Origin of the sequence: Clostridium senegalense JC122 (genome assembly GCF_000285575.1) — a bacterium.
Taxonomy (GTDB): Bacteria; Bacillota; Clostridia; order Clostridiales; family Clostridiaceae; genus Clostridium_J; species Clostridium_J senegalense.
Genome location: NZ_HE611051.1, coordinates 235,572 through 260,453, shown reverse-complemented (window position 1 = coordinate 260,453; position 24,882 = coordinate 235,572). Strand labels below are relative to the sequence as shown.

Here is a 24,882-nt window from a genome sequence, read left to right as displayed (position 1 = left end):
ATAAATAATAGACCAGTATTCTCATCTATTTGCCACGAATACTTCGTCGACAAAATTCAGCCATAGCCCCACTATGACTTGATTTCATCTTCTTGTATCGTGACAAATATGCTTCGAATCTTTGGTCTTTTATTTCTTTTCATATGCCTAAATCAAAATATTCTACTATAAAGGATGGGTATAATGAATTTAGCTAAGGATTTATGCTTTAATGGTGAAATAGTAACTCCAAATAATATTAATTATAATGAAGATAGACAAGTTTGGAATAGAGCAATACAAAGATATCCAATAGCTATATTATATTGTATAAATAGAAATGATGTTATATTTGCTTTAAAATTTTGTGTTAAAAATAATTTTAAATTTAGAATTAGATCTGGTGGACACAATTATGAAGGCTTTTCAATTGGTGATTGTGCAATAGTAATTGATATTAGTAGAATGAAAAAAATAAGTATAAATGAATACGATAATACTGTGACAATAGAAGCAGGTGTACAAAATAGAGAGCTTTATGAATTCTTAGGATTAAGGGGTTACCCATTTCCAGGAGGAACCTGTCCCACTGTTGGGGTAGCTGGTTATGCATTAGGTGGAGGATGGGGATTATCCTGTAGATTATTTGGATTAGGTACTGATAGTTTAGTGGAAGTGGAACTTGTAGACTACAAAGGAAAAGTAATTATTGCTAACAAGAATTGCAATAGGGATTTATTTTGGGGATTAAGAGGTGCCGGTGATGGAAATTTTGGGGTAGTAACATCATTAACCTTTAAATTACCACCTAAAACAAATAAGGTTACGTTATTTACAATATATTATCCCAAAAATACGGCATTAGAACAGGCAAATATTATGGATGTGTTTCAAAAAGTATATCAAAATTTAGATAGGAGAGTAAACATGAGGGCTAGTTTTTATAATTCTTCTGAAGAAGGAATAGCATCATATTTCTTTGGATTGTTCTATGGAACAGAGGAAGAATTAAAAATAATATTAAAGCCATTCTTAGTTTTACCAAAAGCTATAGCTAATTTTGAGTATACAACATTTATAGAGGCTATAAGAAAAGTCCAGGACAATTATCCTGATAGTGAAAAATTTAAATCTACAGGTAGGTTTGTAAATAGAATGTATTCTAAAAATGAGTTGTTAAAATTAGCATTATCTCTTCAAGAAAGGCCACAGGGTTCAGTTTATGCTGCAATTACATTTTATGGGTTAGGAGGAGCTGTTAAAGATAAAGGAAAGCATGATACAGCTTTTTATTATAGAGATGCTAATTATATTATGGGAATACAATCAGTTTGGGAAGATCCAATTTATGCGAAAGAAAATGAAATATGGGTTGCCTCTAGATTAAGTTATATAAAAACTATAACAGAAGGTTTTTTTGTTAATTTCCCATATAGTCCATTAAAAAATTATGAAAAAGAATATTATGGTGGAAATGCATGTGAATTAAGGGTTGTAAAAAGAAAGTATGATCCTTGTAATATATTTAATTTTCCACAGTCAATAAGATAAGAATGTTTCTAAATGATTTAATAGGTTTTATAAAAGTAGTTTTAAATCAATAAAGATTATTAAGCATTAATTTTTAAATTTAATAAAACTCTTACTTGTGTTAAATATGCAAGTAAGGGTTTTTTATTTTTATAAACATTGCTTAAAAATATAAAAAGTTATATTTACGTAATATTTATGTAACAAAACAATGATAAAAATATTTTGTTAGATAAAATTAGGAGGTGAAACATGGTATTTTCAAATACATTATTCATTTATCTATTTTTACCACTAAATCTATTAATTTATTTTTTGGTAAAGGATATAAAAGCTAAAAATATAACACTATTAGTGTTTTCTCTTATTTTTTATTCATGGGGTGAACCTAAATGGATAATATTACTTTTATTCACATCTATAATAAACTATTACGCAGGAATTTTTATTGAAAAAAATAAGGATACAAAGGAATCTAAAAAATGGTTAATATACTCTATAATAATAAACTTATGTTCATTATTAATTTTTAAATATACTGCATTTATTTTTGAAAATATAAATGAATTATTTAATCTTGCAATAAAGATACCTGACATACCCTTTCCCTTAGGAATATCTTTTTATACATTTCATGTTATTTCCTATACAGTAGATGTGTATAAAGGTCATGTAAAGGCTCAAAAAAGTTACTATAAGTTTTTGCTATATATATCATTATATCCTCAATTAGTAGCAGGTCCAATAGTTAGATATTCTCAAGTAGAGGATGAAATAGACTATAGAGAGAGCTCTATAAATAACATAAATGATGGTATAAATAGATTTATAGTAGGACTTGGAAAAAAAGTTTTGATTGCAAATGTAGCAGGTAAGTTAGTAGAGCAATATATGAATTCAAATTTATATGATTTAACAGTAGTAGGGGCTTGGCTTGGAATTGTAATGTTTACTATTCAAATGTACTTTGATTTTTCAGGATATTCAGATATGGCAATAGGTCTTGGAAAAATATTTGGATTTAAATATTTAGAAAATTTTAATTATCCATATATATCAAAGTCAGCAACAGAATTTTGGCGAAGATGGCATATTTCTTTAGGTAGCTTCTTTAGGGATTATGTTTATATTCCCTTAGGTGGAAACAAGAAAAATATGGTTGCTAATTTATTTATTGTTTGGCTTTTAACAGGTATATGGCATGGCGCAAGTTGGAACTTTATCATTTGGGGATTATATTTTGGAATAATAATATATTTTGAGAAAAAACTTATATTAAAAATACTAAATAGAATACCTAAAATAGTTAGTCACATATATCTTTTGACAGTTGTTGTTATTGGTTGGACAATATTTTATTTTACAAACTTAACAGATAGCATTAAATATTTAAAAATAATGTTTGGATTAAGCAATAATTCAATTATTAATACTGAGACAAAACTAGAAATTGTTAATAATATATTTTGGATTATATTAGCGTTAATAGGTACAACTCCTATACTTCCCTATATAAAAAGAAAAATATTAGAAAAAGATAGAGAATATATCCTAACAATATTAGTTGTAATAATTAATGTAATGATACTAATTTTATCAACAGCTATGCTAATTGGAGATAGTTATAATCCTTTCTTATATTTTAGGTTTTAAGGAGGAAAAAATGAAATTTGATTGTGAAAAAGAAAATGAAAGAAAAAATAAAATAATAAAAAAGATGCAATTAATAAATATTTTTGTATTTGCATTAATAATATTAACGTTATCCTTATGTTCAATAATAATGCCTAAAAAAACTATATCAGAAGATGAAAAAAGAGCTTTAACAAAATACCCAAAGTTTTCTTTAGAGGAAATTATGAAAGGAAAATATTTTTCACAGATAGAGAGTTTTTATAATGATACTTTTCCATTTAGGGATAAGTTATTATCAATTGATTCCTATGTTGATAGCTTAAAGGGACTTAGAGAAGGAGACGAAGAAATAAAATTATATAAATAAAAATGAAAAAGATAGGAGAATAAATTATGAGTAAAAACATAAGAAAAATAATAGCTGTTACATTGGTAGCTATATCAGTTACTTCATTAGTAGCTTGTGGAAATAAAGAAAAGGTAGAAAAAACAGGACAAAGTAATAAAATAGCAGATTCAAAAAAAGAAGATACAAAAAATACTTCAAAGGATAACTCGCAAAAAGGAGATGAAATTGCAGAAAAATCTGGTTCAATTGTGACTTTAGGTGACATGGCCTTAGAGATTTTTGGTGGTAGTAAGGAAGAAAGTGAAAAGTATATAAATACAATTTCAAAACATGCTAAGAATTTAGGAAATGATGTACAAGTATATAATATGGTTGTTCCAACTCATGTTGAGTTTGCACTTCCAAGTAAATATAAGGATATGAGTAATTCTGAAAAAGAGTCTATAGATAATATTTATAAGGGCATGGACAAAAATGTAAAAACTATAGACGCTTATAGTGAATTAGAAAAACATAAAGATGAGTACATATATTTTAACACAGATCATCATTGGACATCTTTAGGAGCATATTATGCGTATACAGCCTTTGCTAAGGAAGCAGGATTTACTCCAATAAACCTGAAAGAATATGAAAAATTCACAGTAGGTGGATTTTTAGGAACGTTATACACTCAAACTAAAGATAATAAACTAAAAAATAATCCAGATACTGTAGATTATTATAAAATACCTTATGATTATCAAGTTTATAGATATGAAGAAAATGATATGGACAACCCGTTAAAAAGTAGTCTATATGCAGATTATGCAGAAGGAGTAAATGCATATTCAGTATTTTTACATGGTGATTTTCCAGAAATAAAAATTGAAAATAAGAATGCAAAAAGTGATAAAAAAATAGTAGTAGTAAAAGAGTCTTATGGTAATGCGTTTGTACCATTTTTGGTTCCAGATTATAAAGAAGTAATAGTTATAGATTCTCGTTATTATGATGGAAGTTTAAATCAGTTAGTTAAGGACAATGGTATAAATCAAGTATTATTTATTAATAATGTTTTTGCAGCTAACACAGAAACTTTAATTAATACTATAGATGGATTAAACAAATAAATTAATAATGTAGAAATTTAATTAAGACTATATTAAAAAATATTTTTTAATATAGTCTTTTTATTTTTAGTTTAAAACAGTGAAAGTATATATAATAAACCTATTGTATTGATTTAAATTATAAAGCAAGTCATAATTTAAGTATAAATATGGGGGAAATAGGTGGAATTTATGGAGAATATGGAAAATATAAAAAAGAGGTTAATATTAAATATAACACTTTTAATATTAGGAATAGCAATAGTGTCTTTTTTAATATTAAGTGATTTTGAAAGTTCATTGCTGCTTGGGTTAAGTTTTACATGGATTTTTATTAATCCATTTACAATTAAAAAGGATATATCAATTTTAAAGAAAAATAAAAGATAGAACACAGTGGTTTTAATATTAGTTACAATTGGAGGGAAGTTTATGGATAAAAAATATAATTTATATCAAATTGATTCATTTACAAAAGAAAAGTTTGCAGGAAATCCAGCTGGAGTCATAACCAATGCTGATGGATTAACAGAAAATGAGATGAAAAAAATAGCTAGGGAACTTAACAATTCTGAGACAGCATTTATATTTTCTTCAAGTGATAATGATTTTGATGTTCACATAAGATTTTTTACGCCAACCAATGAAGTTCCAATATGCGGACATGCAACTATAGCAGCCCATTATGCACGTGCTATTGAAAATAGGCTTGTTTCTTCAAGGGTTTATCAAAAAACTGGTGCTGGGATTTTAACAGTTGATATAGTAAGTGAAAATGATGATTATAAAGTTATTATGACACAAGGAAAGATTGAATTTGGGGATATTATTAATGGAGAAAATAAGAAAAAGCTTATAAAAGCACTTAATATTAATAATTATGATTTAATAGAATCTTATCCAATACAAATTGTTTCAACAGGACATTCAAAAGTTATGATTGGCATAAAAAGTATTTACACATTAAATAACATGAAACCTAATTATAATGAGTTAGTTAAATTAAGTAACATTATAAAATGTAATGGATATTATGTTTTTACAATTAATCCTGAAGAAAAAGATATTTTGATACATGGTAGGATGTTTGCACCAGCAATAGGAATTAACGAGGATCCAGTAACAGGAAATGCAAATGGTCCATTAGGAGCATATCTTGTTTATAATAATTTTGTTAAACATAATAATAAGGTATTTAAATTTAAAGCAAATCAGGGTGAAGCAATAGGTCGACCTGGCGTTATAGAGGTTGAAGTAAAAATAGAAGATAAAAATCCAGTAGAAGTTAAAATTTTAGGAAATGCTGTTATTACATTTAAGTCAGAATTAAGTTTATAGTTATTTTCATCAATATGCAGTATTGAATTTTAAGTGATTCGGAGCATGGCTCACTATTTTAGGTATCTAAGTTTTGAAATGAATAATTTTAAATGGGAACTCGGAACAATAGTTTGATATACAAGCTTAAAAATTATAACATTCACTTTGTATATATTATTTTACAAATGGAACACTAAAAATGAGGTGATTCTATGAAATCGGTATGGAGTGAAAGTTGTAAATTTAAAAGAAGAGAAGTTCTAGAAAAAGATATAAAAACTGATATTTTAATTATTGGTGCTGGAATAGCAGGAATATTAACAGCATATATGTTAAAGCAAGAAGGTAGAGATGTGGTTTTAATTGATGCAGCTGAAGTAGTAAGTGGAAACACAAAAAATACTACTGCAAAAATAACATCCCAACATCGCTTAATTTATAATAAATTAATATCAGAATTTGGTGAAGAAAAGGCTAAGCAATATGCAAAGGCAAACGAACTTGCTATAAAAAGGTATAAAGAAATTATAGAAGAAAGGAAAATAGATTGTGACTTTGAAGAAAAGTCAGCATATGCATATTCTCTAAATGAAATAGATGGTCTTAAAGAAGAGGTAGAAGCGGCTAATAAACTTGGTATTAATGCAGAGTTTGTAGAAGAAACTAAACTTCCTTTTAAAGTTGATGGAACTATTAAATTTAATAATCAAGCGCAGTTTAATCCACTTAAATTTTTAAAGGACATTTCAAAAGATTTAATTATCTATGAAAATACTAGGGCATTAGAAATTAAAGAAAATTTGGTAATTACAAATAGAGGGGATATAACTGCAAATAATATAGTGGTAGCAACACATTATCCAATAATGAATGTACCTGGATATTATTTTTTAAAAATGCATCAAGAAAGATCTTATGTTTTAGCTTTAGAAAACGCAAGTGATGTTGAGGGTATGTATATAGATATTAATAAAGATGGATATTCCTTTAGAAATTATAAGGATTTACTATTATTAGGAGGTATAGGGCAAAGGACAGGAGAAAATGAAATTGGTGGAAGTTATGATGAATTAAGAAGAATTGCAAAAGAATTATATCCAGAGTCAAAAGAAAAGTATCATTGGTCAGCCCAAGATTGTATAACTGTTGATGGAATACCTTATATAGGAAGATATTCTGATGAAACACCTAATATATATGTTGCTACAGGATTTAATAAATGGGGAATGACAAGCTCTATGGTGTCAGCTATGATAATTTCAGATATGATATTAGAAAAAGAAAACGATTTTTCAGAAATATTTTCTCCTAAAAGATTTGATTTGTTATCATCAATAAACAATATTACTAAAGATATAGGTGAAACAGCTAAAAATTTCATTGCACAAAAAATATATATTCCAAGCAGTAGGATAGAACATATTAAGAATGGTCATGCTGGGATTGTTGAATATAATGGAGAAAAGGTTGGGGTTTATAAAAACAATGATGGAAAAGAATTTGTAGTGTCAACAAAATGTGCGCATTTAGGTTGTCAACTTCATTGGAATGCAGATGAATTAACATGGGATTGTCCATGTCATGGATCAAGATTTGATTATAAAGGAAGATTAATAGGAAGTCCTGCCACTAAAAATCTTGTAGATGATTAAGTAAAGTTAGATATAAATAAGCAAAACACAGAATACTTCTATTCTGTGTTTTTATTATAAATTAAAAGTATATAAAGCTTGTTTCGTTAATATGTATTTAATGGTACAATTTTTATACAGTAATGTTTATTTATTACTTAAATATAAAAAATAAGAAATAAAAATGGTATAAAATTGGGGGTAAAAAGAATTATGGATACTTATAAGATTATTGAAATTAAACAAAGTGTTTTTGAAGACAATGACAAACAGGCTGAGCTACTTAGAAAGGAATTAAAAAAAGATAAAACCTTCTTATTAAATTTAATGTCATCACCAGGTTCAGGCAAAACTACAACTGTTGTAAAGACTATTGATGCTTTAAAAGATGAGATGAAAATTGGTATTTTGGAAGCAGATATTGATTCAGATGTAGATGCTAACACAGTATCTAAGACCGGCGCAAAAGTGATTCAATTACACACCGGTGGAATGTGTCATTTAGATGCAGATATGACTAAACAAGGATTAGAAGGATTAGGAACTGAAGATATTGATTTTGCAATATTAGAGAATGTAGGAAATTTAGTATGTCCAGCAGAATTTGATACTGGTGCATCAAAAAATGCTATGATTTTAAGTATTCCTGAAGGTGATGATAAACCATTAAAATATCCACTTATGTTTTCAATTGTTGATGTTTTGTTAATCAATAAAATTGATGCTATGGATTATTTTGATTTTGATTTAGAAAGAGTTAAAAAATGTGCATTGAAATTAAATCCAAATATAAAAATTATTCCTATATCTGCTAAAACAGGAGAAGGAATTGATAAGTGGGTTGATTGGATACGTACTGAAGTGAAAAATTGGAAAGAAAAATAGGAATATATTGAGCTTTGAGATAGGGGGATATATATGGTAAAGGAAAAGGTATTGGATCTTGCAAATCACATAAACAGATCAAAACGTGGTTCAAAATCAGAAATTAAGCCTAAAGATCCTGAATATATTATTTTAGAACCTGTTGTTTCAGATGAAATGGCCGAGGTAGGAATTTATTTAGAATTACGAAAACCTAAAAGTGCAGAAGAAGTGGCTAAATTATGTGGAAAATCTGTAGAGGAAACATCAAAACTTTTATGGGACTTAGCAGTTGTTGGGGTATGCTTTGTTAATGAAATAGATGGTGTTGATAAATATTGGCTTGAAACTTGGATTCCTGGTGTTATGGAAATGATGGTCAATAATAAGGAAAATGTAAAAAAACACCCTCAAATTGCTGAAGCTTTTGAGGCATATGGAAGAGTAAGAGGACCAAAAACAGCAGGGAATTTTCCAGTAGGTAAAGGTCTTATGAGAGTTATTCCTATTGAACAATCTATTGAAGCAGAAACAAGAAGAGCATCATATGAGGAAGTATCTAAATATCTTAATGAAAATGAAATTTTTTCTGTTTCTGACTGTGCTTGTCGTACAGCAAGAGAAGTTATGGGGGAAGGCTGTGGACATTTAAAGGAAGACATGTGCATTCAAATGGGACATGCAGCAGAATATTACATTCGAACAGGTAGAGGAAGAAAAATTTCTCGTGAGGAAGCCTTTGAAATTATAAAAAAGGCAGAAGCTAATGGGTTAGTGCATCAAATACCAAATACAGAAGGACCAGGGGTAACTCATGCTATTTGCAATTGCTGTGGATGTTCATGTTTGTCCTTAAGAACTGCAGAAATGTTTTTAAATACAGATATGATACGTTCAAATTACGTTGCAAAAGTAGATAAAGATAAATGTGTAGCTTGTGGAGAATGTGTTGAAAATTGCCAAGTGAATGCATTAAAATTAGGACAAAAGCTGTGCATGAAAACTCCTATTTTAGAAAAGAAACGTGAATTACCTTATGATACAGAATGGGGACCAGATAAGTGGAATATAGACTATCGTATTAATAGAAAAGTAGTTGTAGATACTGGCACAAGCCCTTGTAAAGCAGAATGTCCTGCACATATCGGTATTCAAGGATATATAAAATTGGCTTCTCAAGGGAGATATACAGAGGCATTAGAACTTATAAAGCATGAAAATCCTTTCCCAGCAGTGTGTGGCCGTATATGTCCAAGAAAATGTGAATCTGCTTGCACAAGGGGAGATGTGGATGATCCTATAGCTATAGATGATATTAAGAAATTTATTGCACAACAAGATTTGAATAAAGAGTTTCGATATGTACCAGAGGTTAAAAATCAATATACAAATAAAATTGCCATAATAGGTGCAGGTCCTTCAGGACTTTCATGTGCTTTTTATTTGGCTATTGATGGATATAAAGTAACTGTATTTGAAAGACAAAAATCACTTGGTGGTATGTTGAAATTTGGAATTCCATCTTTTAGATTAGAAAAAGATGTAGTTAATGCAGAGATTGATATTTTAAAAGAATTAGGTGTTGAATTTAAGACTAATATTGAAGTGGGAAAGGATGTAACACTTAATGATTTAAGAAGTGAAGGATTTGAAGCATTTTATTTTGCAATTGGTGCTCAAAAGGGAAGAAGTTTAGGGATTGAAGGAGAAGAGGCTGAAGGTGTAATAACCGGAGTAGAATTTTTACGAGAAATAAATTTAGGTGAAGATTTAAAAATGGAAGGAAAAGTTATTGTGATTGGTGGAGGCAATGTTGCTATTGATGTTGCAAGAACTGCCACAAGAATTAATACTTCCGATATAAGTATGTATTGTTTAGAAAGTAGAGATGAAATGCCGGCACTTGAAGAAGAAATTGAAGAAGCATTGTCAGAGGGAATTTCCATTAATAATTCATGGGGACCAAAACGAGTTCTTCAGGAAAATGGAAAAGTAGTTGGCGTAGAATTTAAAAAATGTATTTCAGTATTTGATGAGAACAGAAGATTTAGCCCAAAATTCGATGAAAATGAAACAAAAGTAGTTGAAGCAGAAAATGTAATAATTTCAGTAGGTCAAGGAATAGATTGGGGCGAATTATTAGAAGATACTAAAGTACAATTAAATCCTAATAATACAATAAAAGTAGATCAAGTTACTTTACAAACAGATGAAGCAGATATATTTGCTGGTGGAGATGCTGTCACAGGACCTAGATTTGCTATAGATGCAATTGCTTTAGGTAAAGAAGGTGCAATTTCAATTCATCGTTATGTTCATCCTGGACAAAGTCTAATTTTAGGACGTACAAAGAGAGATTATCGTCCTTTAGATAAAAATAATCTTGATCTTGGAGGATATGATAGGATGCCAAGACAAAGAGCAGAGCATATAGGTGAAAATAGATCAAAAGAAACATTTAAGGATTTACGTGGTACTTTTACAGAAGAGCAATTGAAAAAAGAAACTGAACGTTGTCTTGGTTGTGGTGCTACAGTTGTAGATGAATATCAATGTGTAGGCTGTGGTGTTTGTACTACAAAATGCAAATATGATGCAATTAAGTTGGAAAGAGTTTATGATAGTGCTAGTGTAGATCTTTCAGAGCTTAAGCCTATAATTATTAAACATGCACTTAAACGTAAGGTAAGAATTGCTGTGAAAAAACCAGTAAGAAAATTAAAATCTATTTTCCTTAGTGAAAATGCTCCCGATAAACGTTGACATAGGGGGTGGGGTAATTTGCATGAAGTTGGAGTTTTGCTACAAGTAGTTAAGACTGTTGAAAATTTTGCACAAAAAAATGGATTAACCCAAATAGATAAATTAGTTATTCAAATTGGTGAACTTTCATCAATGATTCCAAGATATGTTAAAGCATGTTACCCAGCAGCAGTAGATGGAACTTTATTACAAGATACAAAATTAGAAATTGAGATACTGCCTGGTAATGGGATTTGTAAAAAATGTAATAAAGTTTTTAATATCCTTCAAAGCAAAGGGAAATGTTCATACTGTGGAGAAAATGATTGGGATTTGCTATGTGGAAGAGAATTTATGATTAAAGAAATTGTTGCTTGTTAAATGTATAAAAAATAAATAAAAAAATGAAATTAGGGTATTACATCAGAAAAAATAATTATGTTATACTTATAAAAGTCAATGCGTTGTACCGACGGTCATACCACTTGTCGTCGTACAATGCATTTTTTATTAAAAAACAAAGGAGGATATTATGAATCAATGTATGCCTAGGAATGGGAAAGAAGGATTAATTTATGGAGGTATTATATGTGCATTGACAGCATTTTTTATGGCAACTATGAATATTTCTATCAACATGGGTGGAGTATCTGTAACATCTGTAGTTACATCGTTGAAAATATTTCCAGTAGTTTTCATAATTGCTATGATGTTTGAAAATTTTATAGTTGGAAATATAGCTGATAAATTAGTGAAGATTTTTGCTTCTCCAACAGATAGTTTAAATGCTAACATTTTATTTAGAACATTTTTTACTGTAATTGGAATGTCTATTATTATGACGATTGTAGGTGGAATTTTAGCATTAGGGTTTAATATGGAAGTGATTAAAGAGTTTCCAATTTGCTGGCCACGTAATTTTTGTGTAGTTCTATTTTTGGAACTACTTATTGTATCACCTATCGCAAGAAATGTGATGAGAATAATGCATAAAAATTAATAAGAATACCAATAAAAATAATTTTTATATTTGAGGAATAGGTAATGGCAATAAAATATTTTATTGCCATTACCTATTCCTATACTTTTTATAAAAAATAATATTTCTTTATTTTTCACGTATATCAAAGCAGTAAGTATGTATATATTTTTGTAAAACAGATATAAAAATTTGTAGAAAGTTATTATTAAAAGTTAAATATATTGAGAAAAATGTTGTATATATACTGAAAAATAACGTGTATAAACACAATAGTGTTGTATATATACAACAAATAGTATATAATACCAATTGAAGGAGGGGTTTTATGGTTAGAAGAGGAAAAATTTTTAATACAAAAATAAAAATATTAAGAATTGAACGTAACATTACACAAGAAGATTTAGCTATTGATTTAGGGGTTAATAGAAGTACAATATCAGAAATTGAAAGGGGTACTTTTAATCCTTCATTAAAACTTGCTTTTTCAATCGCTAATTATTTTGATAAAACAGTTGATGAAGTTTTTGAGTTTTTAGGGGGAGATAATAATGGATAAATTACAACTGGTTCATTTTCAACTGCATGTGCTTTTATCTACAATGTTTGTAGCTATTTATATTATTTGTATGGTTATGGATAAGGATGAATTGGAGCAAGAAGCCCAAAGTTATGCTTTGAAAGGTTCAAATATATCAATCATTGTATTGATAATGGCATATATATATTATAAGGCTACAGTAGGAAGTATTAATTTAAATTTACATGTAGTAATGATTTTTATTAACATTCTTTGTGTATTATATTTAATATTATATTTTCTTTATATGAAAGGTATGAGAATACAATTAAAGGTTAAAAATATTAAAATTTTAAATGGTATATGTTATTTATCAACAGCAGCAAGTATTATTTTTATTATTACAGGATTTTTAAAAGTTAAAATTTTTACAAATGAGTCAAGTTTAATTAGATTGGACACTTTATTAATGATGATTAATTTTATAACTATTTCATTAATTATAGGACTTTATCCGAAAAAAAATTAAATAGAGAAGAACATAAAGAGATGGAGAAAGTTGCAAATAAATTTTCAAAAATATTTTTATAATATATGGGTTATTTTTATAGGCTTAATACTATATATAATATCAAAGAAATTTTGATATTATATATAAAAAGTAGTAGAAAATCACATTATTTTTTATAGAAGGAGTATTTTTAGTCTTAATATTATCTATTATAATTACATATTTTTAAATTAAGAATATAAGATTAGTGATATAATAGGTTGTAAAATATAAAAGTTTATTTTTGAGTTGTAGAATTATTAAAATAAAAGTATGTAATATAATAACTTATTTAGGAGGTTCTTTCATGAAAGAAAAAAATAGTGTAGATATAGCAAAAGCTTCTGTAAAAATGGCAATATCCTCAAGAGCAGAAGAGGAAAGACTTATAGAGGAGTTTAAAAAAGATAATGTTTTAGCTGTAGCAGTAGATATTGGTGGAAATTTAAATACATCTATTCTAAAAATTATAGAAAGGGCTTTAGTTGCGTCTAAGAGAACTGGAATAATTAAAGATTGTCATATTCATGAAGGTGCAATTGCAGGAGCTACTAGAGAGGCAATAATGCAGGTTTCAGATAAGGCAAATGGTCTTAATGTAGGTGGTAAAATTGGCGTTGCAAGGCAAGGAGAGCATATAAGTGTATGTATTTTCCTTAGTATAGGTGTACTTCATTTAAATGAAGTAGTAATAGGACTTGGACATAGATCTATAGCAAATATATAATTTATATAGTTGACATAAATGAAAAATCTATATATAATTCCTTTTAACAGGAAAGTAGCGATAACCTAGGATGGAAGATTTAGATTATCTTGGTAGGTAGAATAGTAGAACAGTAGCATGTAGAATAGTAGAACAGTAGTAGAAATGTTATAGTGAATTAGAAGTATAGTAAATAAATGTAGAATGGAAACCATAAATTCACTAACATTATAGAAGGATAGAAGTATAGATATTAAAATATAATTTTTTATATTTGTAATACATAAATATTAAATAGTAGCATGGTAGAACAAGTAGGAGATATAGATTAATAGTGAGTTAATTAGGAATTTTAATAGTCCTCTCCATATACTTTTATGGAGAGGATTTTTGTATTTATAGGGTTCCAAACATAGGCGTAAAGTTAAGCCTAAAAATTCCTAATTTATAGTATTAAAAAGTAATAATGAAAAAATTAAAAATTCTAGTCTGTGAAAATTTCAAAGAAACTCTAAATATATGTTTATCTGATTTTTATGACTACCCGGAGAAGCGACGTCCTTGTCTGGTGCACCGGCTAATCCGTCCTTGGATTAGGTCAAAAAAATCAAATGAAAATCTATAAGAGTTTCTAAATCAATTTTCAATGAATAGCTTATTTAAATTCTTTATTATTACATAATGTAGTGAAAGCTTAAAAGAAAAATATTTTATTGGAATAAAGTGGCTTAGCTTTACTCACATGGGGTTCCAAATTGACTCTTAAATTTATTCATTCCAAAACTTGGATACCTAAAATAGTGAGACATACTCTGAATCATTTAGAATTTAACACTATATTTTTATATAAAAGTATTTTAAAGTTATTGGATAAATTTAAATTGGAGCTTGTTTCTCTATAAGCAGACACAAATACAAAACAAAATATTAGGAGGACGGTAGTATGGTAGGAAAAAAATTAGTTTTATTAAGTTCAGTTTTAACAAGCATATTTTTATTTTCAGCATGTTCAAATGGTGCGGGAGATTCTTTATCACAAGAAAAAAATGTGAATATAGGTATATCTCAAATAGCATCTCACCCAGCTTTAGATTTAGCTAGAGAAGGATTTGTAGAAGCCTTAGATTCTAAGGGATTTAAAGACAAAGAGAATCTTAATTTAGAGTTACAAAATGCAGAAGGCGATATTGCAACATCTAATATGATAGCTAATAATTTTGTTTCAAGTAGTAAAGATTTAATATTTGCTATTGGAACCCCCGCAGCCCAATCAGCCTTTAATTCAACACAAGATATCCCAATTATAACTACAGCGGTAACAGATGCTGTAAGTGCAGGACTTGTAAAATCAAAGGACAAGTCAGGAACAAATGTTGCAGGAACAAGTGATGCAATACCTATAGAAAAACAATTAAAGCTTATACAACAAATAGTTAAGGATGTAAAAACAATAGGAGTTTTATACAATACTAGTGAAGTAAACTCGGAAATTCAAATAAATAATTTGAAAGAGATAGCTAAGAAAAATAATATAGATGTAATTGTAAAAGGTGTAAATAGTGTAAATGATATAAGTCAAGGTTTAGATTCTATATTAGATAAAATTGATGTTTTATACACACCAGCAGATAATATGATAGCTTCGTCTATGCCAATAATATCTTCTAAAGCAATAGATAAAAAAATACCAATAGTAGGAGCAGAAGAAGCTCATGTTAAAGGTGGAGCATTAATTACAGAAGGAATTAATTACAAAAAACTTGGATTTGAAGCTGGAATTATGGCAGCTGAAGTATTGGAAGGAAAAGATATAAAAGAGTTACCTATGAAAACCTTGGAAGATACAGAACTTGTTATAAATGAAGATACGCTAAAAAAGCTTTCTATAAATATTGATGAAGATATAATGAAAAAAGCTAAACTTATAAAGGGAGGGGAATAACATGACCTTCTTTATGGGAACTTTAGAGCAAGGACTTATTTTTGCTATAGGAGCATTAGGTGTATATATAACTTATACAATATTAGATTTTCCAGACTTATCTGTAGATGGAACATTTAGTTTGGGTGCTGCAATTACCGCATCACTTATATTAAAAGGAACTAATCCTATTTTGGCATTAGTAGTAGCATTTATAGGAGGTGCTATAGGAGGTCTAGTTACAGGAATACTTCATGTAAAATTAAAAATAACTAATCTTTTATCAGGAATTCTAGTTATGATAGGATTATATTCTATAAATTTAAGGGTAATGGGTAAGGCAAATCTTCCCATGATGAATAAAGGTAATATATTTTCTAGGGATATACCAATGGTAATGATTTTAGTATTAATAGTTTTAGTTTCTAAATTCTTAATGGATGTTTTATTCAAAACTAAGTTTGGTTTTATATTAAGGGCCACAGGAGATAATGATACATTAGTTACTTCACTAGGAGTAAATAAAGGAACAATGAAAATAATTGGACTTATGTTATCTAATGGTTTTGTAGCTTTAAGTGGAGCTATAATGGCACAGTATCAAAGGTTTTCGGATATATCTATGGGAACTGGGTTTATAGTTATTGCTTTAGCTTCTATCATACTTGGTCAATCTGTTTTTAATAATTGTAAATTTATAAAAGGAACTACAATAGTTATAATAGGAGCGTTTTTGTATAAATTAAGTGTAGGAATTGCTTTAAATTTAGGTTTACCACCAACAGATTTGAAATTAATAACATCAATAATAGTGGTTATTGCCATAGTTATGAATAATAGTAATATGCTAAATAAATTTTCTTTAAGAAAAAGGGGTGATTTAAATGCTTAAGTTAAAATCTATAAATAAAGGTTTTAATAAAGGAACAATAAATGAAACTAGTATTTTAAACAACTTTAATTTAGAAATAAATAAAGGTGAATATATAACTATTGTTGGAAGTAATGGAGCAGGAAAATCTACTCTTTTAAATATAATATCTGGTGCTTTAGAATTAGACTCAGGTAATATATTTTTAGAAGAAAGAGATATTACTAATTTAAAAGAACATAAAAAATCAAAAATTATAAGTAGAGTGTTTCAAGACCCAACGAAAGGAACATCACCATCTATGACTATCTTAGAAAATTTATCTTTGGCAGATAATAAGGGAAAAAAATTTGGACTTTCTTTAGGCGTTAATAAAAAAAGATAGAGGAATTTAAAAATCATCTTTCTATATTAAATTTAGGGCTTGAAGATAAGATAAATACAAAGGTAGGAATGTTATCAGGAGGACAAAGGCAGGCCCTTTCGTTACTAATGGCAACTCTAAATACACCAAAGATTTTGCTTTTAGATGAGCATACAGCAGCCTTAGATCCAAAAACATCAGAGACAATTATAAACCTTACAAATAATATAGTTAAAGAGAAAAACATTACCACAATTATGATAACTCATAATTTAAATCATGCTATAGAATTTGGAAATAGGTTACTTATGATGCATAGAGGAGAAACAATTCTTGATATAGGGAAAATAGAAAAAAGTAATTTAACTAAAAATGATCTTATAGAAGAATTTAATAAAATTACTTTTAAAGAAGAACTTTCAGACAGAGTAATGTTTGCTTAGTATAGTCTAATTTAATATACTTTAGTTATTGTGAAAGTAAAGAATAAGGAGTGCCTGTAGATGGTACTTCTTTTTCGTGTTGTGCGCCCAGTATGGGCGTAATCTTAAGGGGAAAAGTCCTTAAAAAGTGTTGGTAGTAGTTAATGATGTAAATATTTTGTTGTTTTTTCCATAGTTGGTTGAACTTAGGCTTATTTTAATATATTATTATAGATATTTCATATTTTGAAAGTAGGTTTTATGATTTATGAATCTCTTAGACTTTTAGATGAAAATTTTAAATTTATTAGTTATATGATTATTGATGATATTTAAAAAGGAGTATTGCACATATAGGCAAAAGTACTATTTATAGTTTTTTGAAAAAAGAAATAATTATAAATAAACAAAATATAATGAAACCTTGTATCTATAATTTTGCTGTAAAAAGGAGACAAGATATGGAGCTATGATGGTTGATACAGGTACACATCAAATTATTGATATAATCTTTTTTAGAGAACTTAGTAGTGATGTTGTATAAAGATTTAAAATACATCTAAATCTAAAAATAGTTTTAAAAGATGGGTGTAGTATATATATAAATGCGTATCTTTGGCACAGCCTAAAACTATTAAAACAGTGATAGATTTTATATTTTTAAAATTTAATTATATATTGTAAGAAGTAACTAAATAAAATTTTAGGATCTAAAAAGTAAAAAATGTTCAAACAATTAACCTAAAATAAATATATGAAATAGAAGTCTAAAACAGCCACTTATAATGATTTATAGTATTAATTACTAAGGAAAGGTGTTTATGAAAGAAATAAAAGATTTTGATAAGGTTTACAAGTATTATGATAAATTTATGGCTATGTTTAATTTATATAAACATGAAGAAATAAAGTCTGTTGCAAATATTGATAAACATGAAGTAGTTGTAGATATAGGCGGAGGAACTGGAAGATTAGCTAAGTATATTTGTAATAGTTGTAAGACTGTATACGTACTTGATGAAAGTGAGAAGATGCTTTCAATGGTAAATCAAGGGGGAAATTTGGTCTGCATAAGGGGAAATGCTCTGAAAACTCCATTTAAGGACAATTCTATTGATATAGTAATATTAAGTGATGTTTTCCATCATATTAAAGAACAAAAAGATCTTATAGTTGAAATAAATAGAATATTAAAGTATGGCGGAAAGATAGTTATGATGGACTTTAATAGAAAGCACATAAAAACAAAATTATTGAGAGCATTTGAATTTACTCTATTTGGACGATTGTTTTTTAGAACTAGAGATGAAGTTAGGAGTTTACTAGAAGAATATTTTTACATACAAAGGGTTTATGATAAGGGGTATTATTTTATATTTGTAGGAGAGAAAAGATGATAAATAAAATATGGTTCTACTCAAAGATTGGATATAAACTTATAAAAAAGGAAGTTGTAAGCAGGGATGATTATAAGGACGAGTATGATAAAGTTTCAGATACATATCATTTTTGGCTTAAAGAGATGAGTAGATATACGGACAATATTATTCATTCAAAGCACATAGAAACAGATAAAGAATTAAAAATACTTGATTTTGCTTGTGGGACAGGCTACATAACAAAAAGCTTATTAAATAAATCTATAAAATATAAAATTACTTCTGTAGATCAGTCCAATAAAATGCTTGAAAAGCTTTTGAAAACCAATAATCCTAGAGTGACAGCTATTCAGAGTGATGGTATTGAATTTTTAAGAAATACTAATGAAAAATATGATGTTATATTTTTTGGTTGGGCACTTTCTTATTTTGATCATAATGAACTATTAAAACTTTTTAATAAGGTTTTAAAACAAGAAGGTATATTAGCAATAATCACAAATATTGAAGGAACCTTAGATAAAATAGAAAGTATTTTTTTGAAGGTTATGAGTGAGAAGCAAAAGGAAGTAATTAAACCTATGGATATAAAATTGAATTTACCTAAGGGAAAGATGGGATTAGTTAAATGGTGCAGTGAATATGGATTTAAAGCTTTAAAGGTAGAAGAAGGTGAGGTATTCTTTAGTTTTAAAGAGCCAGAAGAACTTTTACAGTGGCTAAATATAACTGGGGCAGCAGCAGGAACTAGGAAAATCTTTAACAACTACAATGAAGTTAAACCTTTAATAATTGAAAAAATAAAAAAAGAAAAATATAAAAATGGAATGTATGAGATAAATCATAAATTTGCATATGGTATCTTTAGAAAGGAATAGAAATAAATGAGTATTAATAATTTAAAAATCATGACAAAAATGGCTATAGATAAAAATGTTCTAAAGGGCATATTAGAAATTTATAATATTTTAAAAGAAGATGAGAATTTTACCCTGTTAAAATACATAAAAATGATGAGTGGTATTTTAAAGGGAGAGAAGATAGTGAAGCATGAGGATAAATACATATTGAGCACTTTTTTTCCACCTTTTCCAACTAAATCATTTATACAGAATATCCTAGCGGTAGATGAACCTATAAATATATTTACAAAGCAAATGTATGCTGAAAGAACTGCACCAATATCTATGTATTTATGTATAACAAATAAATGCCCTAATAATTGTCTGTATTGCAGTGCAAAAAATAGAGCAGCAGAAAAGGAATTAACAAAGGAAGAATGGATTAAGGTTATTAGAGAACTTCAAAATATGAATGTGCCTATTATTGGAATAACAGGAGGAGAGCCATTAGTACGTGAGGATATATTTGATATTATAAGAGCTATAGATAATAGAAGCACATCAATTTTATTTACTAGTGGTTTTAATTTAAGCTATGAGAAAGCAAAAAAATTAAAAGATAGTGGATTATTTGGTATAGGAATAAGTTTAGATTCTTATGATAAAGAGAAACATAATAACAATAGAAACAGTGAAATTGCTTTTGATTATGCACTTGAGGCACTTAGAAATTCAAATAAGGCAGGATTATATACAATGGCACAAACAGTTATATTAAAGGAAAATCTTGATGAAGAAAAACTGTTTAGATTGTTTAAACTTGCAAAAGATAATGGTGCTCATGAAGTGAAAATATTGGAACCTATACTAAGTGGAAACCTTTTAACTGAAAAGCAATTAGAAAATGTGCTTTATAATAAAAGTGATAGGGAAAAACTTATAAAGATACAACATAAGGCAAATAAAAGAAGTGATTTACCTAAGATAACAACTTTTGTGTATACAGAAAGTGAAGCAAAATTTGGTTGTGGTGCAGGAAATCAACATTCCTATATAAGTGCTTCAGGAGAATTGTATCCTTGTGATTTTGTACCTATGAGGTTTGGAAATGTAAAAGAAGAATCTATAAAAAATCTTTGGATTGAAATGAAAAATTATATTGGTAAACCTAAAATAGGATGCTTTGCTCAGAAGGTAAATAAAGAAGTATTTAAGCAATCAGAAGGTATGCTTCCACTTAATAAGGAAAAATCAATAAGCATTTGTAATAAAAACAAAAGTGATAAATATCCAAAATACTATAGGGATTTGCATAAATAACATTTAAATAAGAACTGTTAAAAAGCTGTAGATAAAACTACAGCTTTTTTAGTTTATAGATGGCTAGTATATAACTAACAGATTATTTTAGTTAAAAGTTAAGAGTGAATAGTTGTGGTTATTACTAGTCACTTCGTTCCGAGTAATTCTCAAAGTATCTTTTTATAAATTTTTAAAAATCATTTTCAGAAAGTGGTTGCCACTTTCAGCCTAAATTCTTAATTCTTAATTTTTAACTAAATATATTTGCACTTATTTTTCTCAACTGATAACAAAAATTTGATGAATAAATTTAAATTGCAGCTTGTTTCCCCATATTAATATCTAAGTAGTATGCACGAAGCAACTACACCAGCTCCAACCGTCCATAAAATAACATGATCTCCAGGTTTAATGTTACCATTTGAAACAGAGTCGGATAAGGCCATAAATGGGCTTGTAACACCTGTATATCCAAATCTGTCACCTACGAATGGAAATTTTTTCTCTGGTTCTTCTAAAGTATCTCTTATTATATCAATATTTTTCTTTGAAAATTGAGATAGACAATATAATTTCACATCATCTTTAGTTAAATTATTTCGATTTAATATTTCATTTATTGAGTCAACAGAACTTGCAAAGGCCTCATCTGTATTAAAATCTGCCCATTCTATTATTCTATTATCTTTTGATATATTTCCATCTACTGGCAATATATTGGAAAAGCCCACAGGAGGAAATTTTATATAGCCGCTTAATGAGCTGTCTACGTAAGATGAACTATCTATGAAATCGGATATGCTATCTTCTGTGTTTTCTAGTAATACAGCACATGCAGATTCTCCAAAATTAGCATAAGTAATAGGTTCTGATTTTCTTGAATATCTAATTACTAAGTCAGAGCCTACAAGTAGGCTATATTTAATTCTATTATTGCTCTTCATTGTTCTACAGACTTGATCCATTGCAATAATCATTCCGCAACAATTACCATTCATATCATATGCATTTGAACTTCTAGATAAACCTAAAGCTTCATGAATTTTAACAGCATTTGTAGGAGATAGATATTCTGGCGTAGAGGATACAAATACAACTAAACCTATATCTTGTACATCTATATTCACAGTACTTATTACTTTACTGCAAGCTTCTATAGCCATAGTTAAAGAATTTTCGTGAAAATCTTCAGAAACATATCTCTGATTTCTTCCAGTAACATTTAATAATCCAGAAATATCAACATCCTGTTTTGAAAAATGATTTAAAAAGTATTCATTAGAATAACTTGTTTTAGGATGGTAATATTCTATGTTTTTAATTTTTATATTCATTTTATCTCCGCCTTATCTTTATTGTTAAATATGTATACTTATAATTATCGAAGAATATTTCTGTAAATTAAGAAAATTATGCGGAAAAGTGTTTTAAAATGTAAAGCTATATAACAATATTACGAATAATAATAAGGGTATATTGAGCAAGGAGGCGTATTTGTGGATTATAAAAAAAATGCAGAATTAAAGAATAAAATTATGTTGGTGGGATTCATAGCATCTGTAGTATTGAGGGCAATTGTTGATAAAATTTTAAATGTAGATAGGAATGCCATACTAATATTAGTTGGAATATCTATACCTTTAGTTATAATCGATTTAATATTAATAAAAAAGAAATGCATTATTCAAACAATGTATTATACAGTAATGATGTATACTGCTGTCATATGTGTAATGTTTATATCAGACCCAAATTGGGCTAACTTTATTTTGATATATTATGGTGTTATATTAATGAGTGTATATCAAGATTTAAGAATATTAATTATTGAAGCAGTTTTGGCTATAATACTTGTGGTATATTTTTTCTTAGGTTATAAGACAACCTTATTTGCTTCAGTGGAATACCATGAATTAGTATTTTATATAGCATACATAATAGCAGGATCAGCTATATTATCAATTAATGCCATTACTACTAAAAGTATTTATAAAAATTTAGAAGAAACTCATAAAGCTACTAAAGAAGCTAAATCTAAAGCAGAGTTGTTATTAGAAAAAATATATAGTACTATAAAAGTTTTAACAACAACTAATGAAAAAATAAAAAGTGGAATTTCTGTAGCAGGACAAATAGCTGAAGAAATAACTAGCTCTACAAGTGACGTTGCTAATAGTGCAACTAAAGAAGTGGATGTAATGAGTGGAATGAAATCCTCAATAGAGGGTGGAGTAAAAAAAGTAGAAGAAGTTACGAATGCTATTAAAACTATGGAGGAGTTATCTAAATCAACTGAAAATGTTGTATTAGAAGGTAATAATAAAGTAGATATATTATCTTCGGAAATGAATAAGGTAAATACAAATGTTTTAAGTGTTGTATCCATGATAAATGAGTTAAGTGATGAAAATACAAAAATAGTTAATATTATTAACAGTATTACAGAAATATCAGAGCAAACAAATCTATTAGCTCTTAATGCATCAATAGAAGCAGCTAGAGCTGGAGAGTATGGGAAAGGTTTTGCTGTGGTTGCAGAAGAAGTAAGAAAACTTGCTAAGGATTCGAAAATATCTACAAATCAAATAGAAGTAATATTGAATAATATATCTAATAAAACAAAGGTAGTTGCACAAGAAATATTAAAAGAAGGAAAGTCAATTGAATTATGTAATGAACATACAAATGATGTTAAAAAACTATTTAAAGATGTTAATAAGAATACTTCTAATGTATTAAGCTATTCAGGAAGTGTTGGATCGCAGTCTATATTGCTTGAAAGTACTATGAAAAATACATTAAATTTAGTAAATGATATTAGCGAAGCTGTAGAATCCACTGCAACTGCTATGGAAGAAATTTTTGCGGCTATTGATGAGCTTAATAGTAGCATAACAGATGTAACAAGTAGTTATAACGAAATAGATGATATATGTAATGAATTAAATTCCATAGGTGAATAAAGTAGATAATATAAAAAATAGTTGTTTTAGGTTAGAAGTAACCGTATTTTGTGGTGTATAGGTGAATTTATTATGGATGATATGGTTCATATATAGTCATTAATTTAGAATAAAAATGTGTAAAAGAATCTATTTTCAAGTATTTAGTGTTATTAAATATTTAGAATTAGATTCTTTTTTATATTAATTATAAAATAACTTTTCAAATTTAAGAAGTTGAAATTTCAATTATAGATTCAAATTTCTTTATAGGAATATAGTTACAATATTTAAAAGCTATCTTAGTTAACTTTATAGCAGATTAAGATTTTTGCATTTTGAACTTTGAAACCATACCTATTCTTTAATTAAGGTATGAGTTTATGTTGTATCAAAAATTTATAAATCATTTATAATAAAAATTAAGAAATCTTAAGGTTTTTCATAACTTTTTCTTTAGATTTTTTTACTATAATTATTATCATTGAAGAACTTAATTAATAGGAGGTAGTATTTATGAGAAGACTAAAGTTTATAATGCAATATATATTAAATCCCAGAACTGTTGGAGCTGTTTTTCCAAGTTCACATAACCTTGCAGAAAAAATGATTGATAATATAGATTTTTCAAAAGCACAATACATTGTTGAGTATGGACCTGGTACTGGTGTGTTTACTGATAAATTATTAAAGTATAGAAATAAAGATACCATAATCCTGATTATAGAGCATAATTATGAATTTTATAATTTATTAAAGGAGAAATATAAAAAAGAAATAAACTTATACATTATTAATGATTCTGCTGAATATGTAGATAAATACTTAAAAAAATATAACATACCTTATGTTGATTATGTTGTATCAGATCTTCCTTTTGCGAGTTTACCTAAGAATGTATCCTCAAATATATTAAATAAAACAAGAAATATTTTAAAAGAAG

Annotated in this window: 22 protein-coding genes and 1 pseudogene; 22 read left to right on the top strand and 1 reads right to left on the bottom strand. The window is 27.7% G+C overall.

What is annotated here, in order from left to right:
- Positions 1 to 183: 183 nt before the first annotated feature.
- From CSGHG_RS09410 to CSGHG_RS20370, 20 genes and pseudogenes are all read left to right on the top strand, one after another.
- Complete coding sequence (locus tag CSGHG_RS09410; RefSeq protein ID WP_010294414.1) at positions 184 to 1,530, top strand: FAD-dependent oxidoreductase; 1,347 nt, start codon at positions 184 to 186, stop codon at positions 1,528 to 1,530.
- 231 nt (positions 1,531 to 1,761) lie between these two features.
- Entirely contained in the window at positions 1,762 to 3,162 is a 1,401-nt protein-coding gene (locus tag CSGHG_RS09405; protein WP_010294413.1) for an MBOAT family O-acyltransferase, read from the top strand.
- 10 nt (positions 3,163 to 3,172) lie between these two features.
- Positions 3,173 to 3,511: a DHHW family protein gene (locus CSGHG_RS24635; protein WP_052314794.1), complete on the top strand. Its 339-nt coding sequence runs from the start codon at positions 3,173 to 3,175 to the stop codon at positions 3,509 to 3,511.
- A 26-nt stretch (positions 3,512 to 3,537) separates the two neighbouring features.
- Positions 3,538 to 4,605 (top strand): DHHW family protein, encoded by a 1,068-nt coding sequence (locus CSGHG_RS20380; protein ID WP_026022297.1) that lies wholly within the window; start codon positions 3,538 to 3,540, stop codon positions 4,603 to 4,605.
- A 162-nt stretch (positions 4,606 to 4,767) separates the two neighbouring features.
- Positions 4,768 to 4,974: a hypothetical protein gene (locus tag CSGHG_RS09390; protein WP_026022296.1), complete on the top strand. Its 207-nt coding sequence runs from the start codon at positions 4,768 to 4,770 to the stop codon at positions 4,972 to 4,974.
- A gap of 42 nt (positions 4,975 to 5,016) precedes the next feature.
- Complete coding sequence (locus tag CSGHG_RS09385) at positions 5,017 to 5,922, top strand: PhzF family isomerase (protein ID WP_010294410.1); 906 nt, start codon at positions 5,017 to 5,019, stop codon at positions 5,920 to 5,922.
- A 194-nt stretch (positions 5,923 to 6,116) separates the two neighbouring features.
- Positions 6,117 to 7,556 carry an FAD-dependent oxidoreductase gene (locus CSGHG_RS09380; protein WP_010294409.1) on the top strand — a complete coding sequence of 480 codons (1,440 nt, stop codon included), beginning with the start codon at positions 6,117 to 6,119 and terminating at the stop codon, positions 7,554 to 7,556.
- A 192-nt stretch (positions 7,557 to 7,748) separates the two neighbouring features.
- The gene (gene hypB, locus CSGHG_RS09375; RefSeq protein ID WP_010294408.1) at positions 7,749 to 8,420 is read left to right on the top strand and encodes a hydrogenase nickel incorporation protein HypB; all 672 of its coding nucleotides are present in this window, start codon (positions 7,749 to 7,751) and stop codon (positions 8,418 to 8,420) included.
- A 33-nt stretch (positions 8,421 to 8,453) separates the two neighbouring features.
- Positions 8,454 to 11,162 carry an FAD-dependent oxidoreductase gene (locus CSGHG_RS09370; protein ID WP_010294407.1) on the top strand — a complete coding sequence of 903 codons (2,709 nt, stop codon included), beginning with the start codon at positions 8,454 to 8,456 and terminating at the stop codon, positions 11,160 to 11,162.
- Between the two features lie 18 nt (positions 11,163 to 11,180).
- Positions 11,181 to 11,522: a hydrogenase maturation nickel metallochaperone HypA/HybF gene (locus tag CSGHG_RS09365; RefSeq protein ID WP_010294405.1), complete on the top strand. Its 342-nt coding sequence runs from the start codon at positions 11,181 to 11,183 to the stop codon at positions 11,520 to 11,522.
- 151 nt (positions 11,523 to 11,673) lie between these two features.
- On the top strand, positions 11,674 to 12,141 hold the full coding sequence (locus tag CSGHG_RS09360; protein ID WP_010294404.1) for a hypothetical protein: 468 nt from the start codon (positions 11,674 to 11,676) through the stop codon (positions 12,139 to 12,141).
- 307 nt (positions 12,142 to 12,448) lie between these two features.
- Positions 12,449 to 12,679, top strand: a complete 231-nt coding sequence (locus CSGHG_RS09355) for a helix-turn-helix transcriptional regulator (protein ID WP_010294403.1) — start codon at positions 12,449 to 12,451, stop codon at positions 12,677 to 12,679.
- The gene (locus CSGHG_RS09350; RefSeq protein ID WP_010294401.1) at positions 12,672 to 13,169 is read left to right on the top strand and encodes a hypothetical protein; all 498 of its coding nucleotides are present in this window, start codon (positions 12,672 to 12,674) and stop codon (positions 13,167 to 13,169) included. Before CSGHG_RS09355 ends, CSGHG_RS09350 begins: the two co-directional genes overlap by 8 nt.
- 328 nt (positions 13,170 to 13,497) lie before the next feature.
- Positions 13,498 to 13,917: a HutP family protein gene (locus CSGHG_RS09345; RefSeq protein WP_010294400.1), complete on the top strand. Its 420-nt coding sequence runs from the start codon at positions 13,498 to 13,500 to the stop codon at positions 13,915 to 13,917.
- 922 nt (positions 13,918 to 14,839) lie between these two features.
- Positions 14,840 to 15,838, top strand: coding sequence for an ABC transporter substrate-binding protein (locus CSGHG_RS09340; RefSeq protein WP_010294398.1), 999 nt, complete (start codon positions 14,840 to 14,842; stop codon positions 15,836 to 15,838).
- Between the two features lies 1 nt (position 15,839).
- A complete protein-coding gene (locus tag CSGHG_RS09335) occupies positions 15,840 to 16,709 on the top strand; it encodes an ABC transporter permease (RefSeq protein ID WP_010294396.1) in 870 nt (289 codons plus the stop codon).
- A pseudogene (locus CSGHG_RS20375) lies at positions 16,702 to 17,495 on the top strand (ABC transporter ATP-binding protein). The gene CSGHG_RS09335 and the pseudogene CSGHG_RS20375 overlap by 8 nt, the downstream one beginning before the upstream one ends.
- An 800-nt stretch (positions 17,496 to 18,295) precedes the next feature.
- Positions 18,296 to 18,871, top strand: a complete 576-nt coding sequence (locus CSGHG_RS09325) for a class I SAM-dependent methyltransferase (RefSeq protein ID WP_010294395.1) — start codon at positions 18,296 to 18,298, stop codon at positions 18,869 to 18,871.
- Positions 18,868 to 19,731, top strand: coding sequence for a class I SAM-dependent methyltransferase (locus CSGHG_RS09320; protein WP_010294394.1), 864 nt, complete (start codon positions 18,868 to 18,870; stop codon positions 19,729 to 19,731). The genes CSGHG_RS09325 and CSGHG_RS09320 overlap by 4 nt, the downstream gene beginning before the upstream one ends.
- Positions 19,732 to 19,737: 6 nt before the next feature.
- A complete protein-coding gene (locus tag CSGHG_RS20370; RefSeq protein WP_010294393.1) occupies positions 19,738 to 21,015 on the top strand; it encodes a radical SAM/SPASM domain-containing protein in 1,278 nt (425 codons plus the stop codon).
- A 317-nt stretch (positions 21,016 to 21,332) separates the two neighbouring features.
- Here the strand turns inward: CSGHG_RS20370 and CSGHG_RS09310 are convergent, their stop codons facing one another.
- A complete protein-coding gene (locus tag CSGHG_RS09310; protein ID WP_010294392.1) occupies positions 21,333 to 22,331 on the bottom strand; it encodes a 3-oxoacyl-[acyl-carrier-protein] synthase III C-terminal domain-containing protein in 999 nt (332 codons plus the stop codon).
- A 162-nt stretch (positions 22,332 to 22,493) separates the two neighbouring features.
- Between CSGHG_RS09310 and CSGHG_RS09305 the strand changes: the two genes are divergently transcribed.
- Entirely contained in the window at positions 22,494 to 23,960 is a 1,467-nt protein-coding gene (locus tag CSGHG_RS09305) for a methyl-accepting chemotaxis protein (RefSeq protein ID WP_010294389.1), read from the top strand.
- A 495-nt stretch (positions 23,961 to 24,455) separates the two neighbouring features.
- Positions 24,456 to 24,882: class I SAM-dependent methyltransferase (locus CSGHG_RS20365; protein ID WP_010294388.1), on the top strand; the 427-nt coding region annotated here is incomplete at its 3' end.

Bases quoted from the DNA above. Each gene is read 5' to 3' on its own strand.
- CSGHG_RS09350 (WP_010294401.1), top strand. From the start codon at position 12,672: ATGGATAAATTACAACTGGTTCATTTTCAACTGCATGTGCTTTTATCT.
- CSGHG_RS09360 (WP_010294404.1), top strand. From the start codon at position 11,674: ATGAATCAATGTATGCCTAGGAATGGGAAAGAAGGATTAATTTATGGA.
- CSGHG_RS20380 (WP_026022297.1), top strand. From the start codon at position 3,538: ATGAGTAAAAACATAAGAAAAATAATAGCTGTTACATTGGTAGCTATA.
- CSGHG_RS24635 (WP_052314794.1), top strand. From the start codon at position 3,173: ATGAAATTTGATTGTGAAAAAGAAAATGAAAGAAAAAATAAAATAATA.
- CSGHG_RS09410 (WP_010294414.1), top strand. From the start codon at position 184: ATGAATTTAGCTAAGGATTTATGCTTTAATGGTGAAATAGTAACTCCA.
- CSGHG_RS09355 (WP_010294403.1), top strand. From the start codon at position 12,449: ATGGTTAGAAGAGGAAAAATTTTTAATACAAAAATAAAAATATTAAGA.
- CSGHG_RS09370 (WP_010294407.1), top strand. From the start codon at position 8,454: ATGGTAAAGGAAAAGGTATTGGATCTTGCAAATCACATAAACAGATCA.
- CSGHG_RS09310 (WP_010294392.1), bottom strand. From the start codon at position 22,331: ATGAATATAAAAATTAAAAACATAGAATATTACCATCCTAAAACAAGT.
- CSGHG_RS20370 (WP_010294393.1), top strand. From the start codon at position 19,738: ATGAGTATTAATAATTTAAAAATCATGACAAAAATGGCTATAGATAAA.
- CSGHG_RS09320 (WP_010294394.1), top strand. From the start codon at position 18,868: ATGATAAATAAAATATGGTTCTACTCAAAGATTGGATATAAACTTATA.
- CSGHG_RS09325 (WP_010294395.1), top strand. From the start codon at position 18,296: ATGAAAGAAATAAAAGATTTTGATAAGGTTTACAAGTATTATGATAAA.
- CSGHG_RS09335 (WP_010294396.1), top strand. From the start codon at position 15,840: ATGACCTTCTTTATGGGAACTTTAGAGCAAGGACTTATTTTTGCTATA.
- CSGHG_RS09345 (WP_010294400.1), top strand. From the start codon at position 13,498: ATGAAAGAAAAAAATAGTGTAGATATAGCAAAAGCTTCTGTAAAAATG.
- CSGHG_RS09405 (WP_010294413.1), top strand. From the start codon at position 1,762: ATGGTATTTTCAAATACATTATTCATTTATCTATTTTTACCACTAAAT.
- CSGHG_RS09380 (WP_010294409.1), top strand. From the start codon at position 6,117: ATGAAATCGGTATGGAGTGAAAGTTGTAAATTTAAAAGAAGAGAAGTT.
- hypB (WP_010294408.1), top strand. From the start codon at position 7,749: ATGGATACTTATAAGATTATTGAAATTAAACAAAGTGTTTTTGAAGAC.
- CSGHG_RS09385 (WP_010294410.1), top strand. From the start codon at position 5,017: ATGGATAAAAAATATAATTTATATCAAATTGATTCATTTACAAAAGAA.
- CSGHG_RS09340 (WP_010294398.1), top strand. From the start codon at position 14,840: ATGGTAGGAAAAAAATTAGTTTTATTAAGTTCAGTTTTAACAAGCATA.